The sequence below is a fragment of the Dietzia sp. DQ11-71 genome (genome assembly GCF_014144995.1).
Classification (GTDB): Bacteria; Actinomycetota; Actinomycetes; order Mycobacteriales; family Mycobacteriaceae; genus Dietzia; species Dietzia kunjamensis.
Map to the genome: position 1 here is coordinate 1 of NZ_JAALDT010000273.1, position 6,247 is coordinate 6,247.

Genomic DNA, 6,247 nt, shown 5'->3' on the forward strand with positions numbered 1-6,247 from the left:
CGCGTCAGCCGCGTCAGCTGAGGCTGAGCGACTCGCCGTCCTCCGCCAGCGAGACCGTGACGGTGTCGCCGTCGCGAATGTCGCCCCCGAGCAGCGCCCGGGCGAGCTTGTCGCCGATCGCCTGCTGCACCAGCCTGCGCAGCGGGCGGGCGCCGTAGGCCGGGTCGTAGCCCCGGCGGGCGAGCCAACCCTTGGCGGCGTCGTCGACCTCCAGGACCAGTCGCCGGCCCTTGAGGCGCCGCGCGAGCTCGTCGATCTGGATGTCGACGATCGACTCGAGCTGCTCCTCGCTGAGTGCGTCGAAGGTCACGACATCGTCGAGGCGGTTGATGAACTCCGGCTTGAACGCACGCTTGACCGCGTCCATCATCTGCTCCCGCGATCCGCCCGCGCCCAGGTTGGAGGTGAGCACGAGGATCGTGTTGCGGAAGTCGACCGTGCGGCCCTGACCGTCGGTGAGGCGACCGTCGTCGAGCACCTGCAGGAGGATGTCGAAGACGTCCGGGTGCGCCTTCTCGACCTCGTCGAGCAGGACGATCGTGTACGGCCTGCGCCGCACCGCCTCGGTGAGCTGCCCACCGGACTCGTAGCCGACGTAGCCCGGAGGGGCACCGACGAGCCGCGAGACACTGTGCTTCTCGGAGTACTCGCTCATGTCGATGCGGACCATGGCCCGCTCGTCGTCGAACAGGAACTCCGCGAGCGCCTTGGCCAGCTCGGTCTTGCCCACGCCCGTCGGGCCGAGGAACAGGAACGACCCGGTCGGCCGGTCGGGATCGGCGACCCCGGCGCGCGCCCGGCGGACCGCGTCGGACACGGCGCGGACGGCCTCGCCCTGGCCGACGACCCGGCGGCCGATCTCGTCCTCCATGCGCAGCAGCTTCTCGGTCTCGCCCTCGAGCATCTTGCCCACGGGGATACCGGTCCAGGCGGAGACGACCTCGGCGACGTCCTCCGGACCGACCTCCTCCTTGAGCATCGCGCCGGCCGCGGCCTCGGACTCTTCAGCATCTGCGAGCTGCTTCTCCAGCTCCGGCAGCCGGCCGTAGCGGATCTCGGCCACCCGGGCGTAGTCGCCGTCGCGCTCGGCCTTCTCGGACTCGGTGCGCAGGGCGTCGAGCTCCTCCTTGATGAGCTGCACACCCTGGATGGCGGTCTTCTCGTTCTGCCAGCGGGCGGTGAGCTCGGCGAGCTTCTCCTTGGCGTCGGCCAGCTCGGCCTGCAGGGCCACCAGTCGATCCTTGGACGCCGCGTCGGTCTCCTTCTGCAGCGCCACCTCCTCGATCTCGAGCCGTCGGACGATCCGCTCGGCGGCGTCGATCTCCTCGGGCCGCGAGTCGATCTCCATCTTGAGGCGGCTGGCGGCCTCGTCGACGAGGTCGATCGCCTTGTCCGGCAGGAACCGCTGCGTGATGTAGCGATCCGAGAGCGCGGCGGCGGAGACCAGGGCGGAGTCAGTGATGCGCACACCGTGGTGCACCTCGTACCGCTCCTTGAGGCCGCGGAGGATCCCCACGGTGTCCTCGACGCTCGGCTCGCCCACGTACACCTGCTGGAAGCGGCGCTCCAGGGCCGCGTCCTTCTCGATGTACTTGCGGTACTCGTCGAGGGTCGTGGCGCCGACCAGCCGCAGCTCACCGCGGGCGAGCATCGGCTTGATCATGTTGCCGGCGTCCATCGAGCCCTCGCCGGTCGCTCCCGCGCCGACGATCGTGTGGATCTCGTCGATGAACGTGATGATCTGCCCCTCGGCCGCCGTGATCTCGTCGAGCACCGCCTTGAGGCGCTCCTCGAACTCGCCGCGGTACTTCGCGCCGGCGACCATCGACCCCAAGTCGAGCGAGAGCAGGGTCTTGCCCTTAAGGGACTCGGGGACGTCGCCCGCGATGATGCGACGGGCCAGCCCCTCGACGATGGCGGTCTTGCCGACCCCGGGCTCGCCGATGAGCACCGGGTTGTTCTTCGTGCGGCGGGAGAGGACCTGGACGACGCGCCGGATCTCGGAGTCACGCCCGATCACCGGGTCGATCTTGCCCTCGCGGGCACGGGCGGTGAGGTCCGTGGCGTACTTCTCGAGAGCCTGATACTGGTCCTCGGGGTTCTCCGTGGTCACGCGCGTGTTCCCGCGGACCGCCGTGAACGCCGCCTTGAGGGCGTCCTCGGCGGCACCGAGCTCCGTGAGGAGCTTGGCCGCATCGCCACCGGTGTGACCGGCCGCGATCCCGACGAGGACGTGTTCGGTGGAGACGTAGTCGTCGCCCATCTCCGCCGCGAGGGTCTGGGAGTAGTTGATGACGGCGAGGGCGTCCCGGTTGAAGTTGGGGGCGGCGAGCCCCGAGCCGGACGCCTTGGGGTAGCCACCGACGAGGCCCTTCGCCTGGGTCAGGGCGAGCTGCGGGTCCACCCCGCAGGCCTGGAGGAGGGGACCCGCGATCCCGTCCTGTTGTTCGAGCAGGGCCACGAGCAGGTGGCCCGGACGCACATCCGGGTTACCCGCCGCGGAGGCGGCTTGGACTGCGGCCGACAGAGCCGCCTGGGTCTTGGTCGTGGGGTTGAACTGGCTCATCGACCGGTCCTTTCTTCGACGTATTGTTGAGCGTACTGGAATCAATACCGGTTCCGTTTCGGCCGGACGCCTCGTACAACCTCCGCCTCCTTGAGTCTATTCCACTCAAGTAGAACGCCCGGATGTGAACGCCGTCACGATATAAGTACATTCCTAGACCTCTGGCGGCTCCCCCTCGACCGTCGCCCCCTCAACCCCCCAGGCAGAACTCGTGACCGACGTGCCCTTCCCCTCCCCTGTCCTGTCGATTGCGGATAGCAACCGGTAGCGCCATGGATCACTACAGTCCCCTGGCCCGCGCGACCAGGATCGCCATCTACGTCCTGGCGGTCACCGTCCCGGTGGTGATCGCCCTCGCGGTGGTCGGCACGACCCCGTACCTACTGGACAAGGTCCCAGAACGGCACCGCGACACGGTCGCGGCGATCGGAGAGGTCGCGGTCCGGCTCTCCGGTGGCAACGGCGGGATCTTCCGCGCCGGCGACGCCCGCGCCGTCGACACCACGATCCCCGGTGCCCCGGTGCCGCTGCGCGGGGAATGGTCGCCGCGACGCCCGGAGGATTTCCCGCCGCCGGCCGGGCTCATCGAGGGCGTCGACTACGCCGTCGAGACCACCGACGACGGGTACCTGGCCCACTGGCCGTGTGAGCACGAGATCCCGGTGCGGTCCTTCGATGCCCCACCGGGGAGCGAGACCGATCTGGCCTGGGCGGTGGATACGCTCGCCTTCTCCAGCGGGCTACCGCTGCGCTACACCGGACCAGGCGCTCCCGACCAGAAGGACGTGGAGGGTGCCCTGTCGGTGACGTACGGCGACCATCCGATGTTCCACACCCACGGCGCGGCGGGGGTCGGCGGCGGCGCGGTCTGGCCCCGGGGCCTCATCCTGCAGGGGACCGTCGTGATCCAACCCGGCCAGGTCAGTCCCGTTCCCGGAGACCCCTGGTCCCGAAGTCTGACCCTGCACGAACTGATGCACGCCGTCGGGATCGACCACGCCGGACCCCACCGTCCCGAGATCATGACGGAGGAGCGGATCGGCGAGATCCAGACGATCCTCGGCTACGGCGACCGGTTCGCGCTGCACATGGTCGAGTGCCACTGAGCCCGGGCATCGCCCGAACGAGGAATGCCGCCGACCCCGCGGGCCTACGCTCGCCTCATCTGACGACACCATCCCCGGAGGTTCCCATGTCCACCCGTCCCCGCCCCGCGGCACTGGCCGCCGCCACCGCCCTCGCCCTCGCCGCGCTGACCGGCTGCGGTGCGATGGACCCGAACAAGGGAGGAGACACCACCTGTGGCGACTACATGGAGATGGCGCCCGAGGACCAGCGCGAGGTGATCACCACCTTCCTCGACGAGAAGGGGCAGTCCGATCCCGCCGGCATGGAGGTCACGCTCAACCAGGAGGCGGCCAAGCTGTACTGCAGCACCGTGGGTCAGACCAGCGATCCGATCCGCAACGCCGAGACCGGGTGACCCCTGAGCATCTCACCCCGTACCCCCACCCGACCGGAGTCGCCACCCAGCCCGCTGCCCGACCGCTACGAATGAGTGGTGAGAATAGCGGCGGGCGAACCGGAGGTGCAGGGATGAGGAACGGCGTCGTCGTCGACATCGGCGGCAGTGGTACGCGGATCGGCGCCGTGGTCGACGGCCACGTGGTGGGCGTCCACGGGGCCGAGGTCGCGACGGCCGAGGACCTCGCCGCAGCGGTCCTCGCCGTCGACGACTCCCCCGCCGGCGTGGGCGTGTCCCTCAACGGCCACGTCGATGCGGACCGGGGACGAGTGGTGTCCTCGCGCGCCGCCGCCTGGGCGGAGGGCGACCTGCGTACCGAACTCGTGTCGCTGATCGACGCGCCCGTCTCCGTCATCGGCGACGGTGACGCCCATGCCCTGGCACTGACGCGACTGCCCGACGTGGAGTTCGGCGGGATCGCCATCTCGCTCGGCTCCTCCCTGGCGTTCGGTGCGCTCAATCACCACGGCGCGCTCATCCACCCGTGCGGCCACACCGGATGGGACCTCGGGCACTGGCGCATCGTCGGCGACGGCACCAACACCGAGGCCTGGTGGGGGCTCGGCGGTCACGGGCTGTACGACCTCGAGCGCGAGCACGGCGACGGCGCCGCCGAGATCTACGCCTACCGGCTCGGCTCGTTCCTCGTGGACGCCGTCCAGCTCTTCCGCCCTCAGACCGTCCTGCTCACGGGGGGCATCGTGGTCGGTCTGGGCAAGGCCCTGCACGGCCCGGTCGCCGAACAGCTCCAGTCCCTGCCGATCTCGGTGTCCACCCCTCGGGTGGTCTTCTCGCCGTCGCGGGACACCGCGCTGTTCGGGGCGGCCGTCGCCGCGGGGCTGGCCTTCCCCGAGCGACGCTGAGCCGACGCTCGTGGCCTGGCCCCGACACCCGGCCCGCACGTTCTAGTCGAGCAGCCCCCGCAGGTCGTCGGCGGTGAGCGCGGCCGAGAAGTGCTCACCGCTGTCCAGGACGGACGCGAACAGCTCGGCCTTGCGGCGCTGCAGCTCGACCACCCGTTCCTCGATCGTGTCCCGGGCGACCATCCGGTACACCAGCACCGGTCGTGTCTGGCCGATGCGGTGCGCGCGGTCGACGGCCTGGGCCTCGGTCGCCGGGTTCCACCACGGGTCCAGCAGGAAGACGTAGTCGGCGCCCACGAGGTTCAGCCCGACGCCGCCGGCCTTGAGGCTGAGGCAGAACACCTGCGCGCCGCCCTCGGTGAACTCACCCACGGCCCCCGCCCTGTCGGTGGTCCGGCCGTCGAGGTGCGCCACCGTGATCCCCTCTGCGCGCAGGCGGTCCACGACCGTGTCGAGGTAGGTGGTGAACTGGCTGAACACCAGCGCGCGGTGCCCCTCGGCCACCACCTCCCGCAGCGCGGCGATGAGCTCGTCGGTCTTGGCCGAGGCGACCCCGGCGTGGGCCGGGTCGATCAGCGAGGCGTCCAGGCAGAGACGCCTGAGCACGGTCAGCCCGGCGAGGATGCTGATCCGGTTGGCCTCGAAGTCGTCGAGCAGCGCCAGCAGGGACGCGCGTTGCCGCGCCAGTTCCCGCTCATAGAGCCGGCGGTGCGTGGCCGAGAGTTCGATCTCCATCACCGCATCGGTGCGCGGGGGCAGTTCGCCGGCCACGAGCTCCTTGCGTCGCCGGAGCAGGAAGGGCCGCAGTCGCCGCCGCAGCCGGTCCAGTGCGGCCGTGTCACCGTTCTTCTCGATGGGCGTGCGGTACTGGGCACGGAAGTCCTTGGCGTCGGGCAGGACACCGCGGCACGACAGCGCCGCGACCGCCCACAGCTCGGTGAGGTTGTTCTCCATCGGTGTGCCGGTGACCGCCAGTAGGAAGTCGGCCCGCAGCCCGGCCAGCGCTGCGAAGAGCTTGGAGGTGGGGTTCTTGGCCTGCTGGGCCTCGTCGAGGATCACGCCGGCCCACTCGATGCCGGCGTAGGACTCGGCGTCCAGCCGCAGGACCGTCGCCGAGGTCACCACGATGTCGTGCGCACCGGCGTCCTCGGCGACCGTGGTGCCGGACTTGGCCTCGGTCGCCGACCGCCGCGCCACGCGCAGCGAGGGCACGAACCGGCGGGCCTCGGCCTCCCAGTTGGGGACGACCGACGACGGTGCCACCACCAGGAACGGGCCGGGCGCCCCGGGGCC

Annotated in this window: 5 protein-coding genes; 3 read left to right on the forward strand and 2 right to left on the reverse strand. The window is 70.5% G+C overall.

Going from position 1 to position 6,247, the window contains the following annotated elements; all coding sequences use genetic code 11:
- Positions 1 to 13: 13 nt before the first annotated feature.
- Positions 14 to 2,566 (reverse strand): ATP-dependent chaperone ClpB, encoded by a 2,553-nt coding sequence (gene clpB, locus G6023_RS10180; RefSeq protein ID WP_182635343.1) that lies wholly within the window; start codon positions 2,564 to 2,566, stop codon positions 14 to 16.
- Positions 2,567 to 2,838: 272 nt separating this feature from the next.
- Between clpB and G6023_RS10185 the strand changes: the two genes are divergently transcribed.
- The 3 genes from G6023_RS10185 to G6023_RS10195 all read left to right on the forward strand — a co-directional run bounded on the left by G6023_RS10185 (position 2,839) and on the right by G6023_RS10195 (position 4,954).
- On the forward strand, positions 2,839 to 3,672 hold the full coding sequence (locus G6023_RS10185; RefSeq protein ID WP_241727797.1) for a hypothetical protein: 834 nt from the start codon (positions 2,839 to 2,841) through the stop codon (positions 3,670 to 3,672).
- An 86-nt stretch (positions 3,673 to 3,758) separates the two neighbouring features.
- A complete protein-coding gene (locus tag G6023_RS10190) occupies positions 3,759 to 4,049 on the forward strand; it encodes a hypothetical protein (RefSeq protein ID WP_154829744.1) in 291 nt (96 codons plus the stop codon).
- Positions 4,050 to 4,162: 113 nt separating this feature from the next.
- Positions 4,163 to 4,954 (forward strand): ROK family protein, encoded by a 792-nt coding sequence (locus tag G6023_RS10195; protein WP_182635345.1) that lies wholly within the window; start codon positions 4,163 to 4,165, stop codon positions 4,952 to 4,954.
- A gap of 42 nt (positions 4,955 to 4,996) precedes the next feature.
- Here the strand turns inward: G6023_RS10195 and G6023_RS10200 are convergent.
- A partial coding sequence (locus G6023_RS10200; RefSeq protein WP_182635347.1) for a DEAD/DEAH box helicase occupies positions 4,997 to 6,247 on the reverse strand: 1,251 nt, incomplete at its 5' end.

Excerpts from the sequence above, each read along its gene's own strand:
- clpB (WP_182635343.1), bottom strand. The coding sequence starts at position 2,566 with ATGAGCCAGTTCAACCCCACGACCAAGACCCAGGCGGCTCTGTCGGCC.
- G6023_RS10185 (WP_241727797.1), top strand. The coding sequence starts at position 2,839 with ATGGATCACTACAGTCCCCTGGCCCGCGCGACCAGGATCGCCATCTAC.
- G6023_RS10190 (WP_154829744.1), top strand. The coding sequence starts at position 3,759 with ATGTCCACCCGTCCCCGCCCCGCGGCACTGGCCGCCGCCACCGCCCTC.
- G6023_RS10195 (WP_182635345.1), top strand. The coding sequence starts at position 4,163 with ATGAGGAACGGCGTCGTCGTCGACATCGGCGGCAGTGGTACGCGGATC.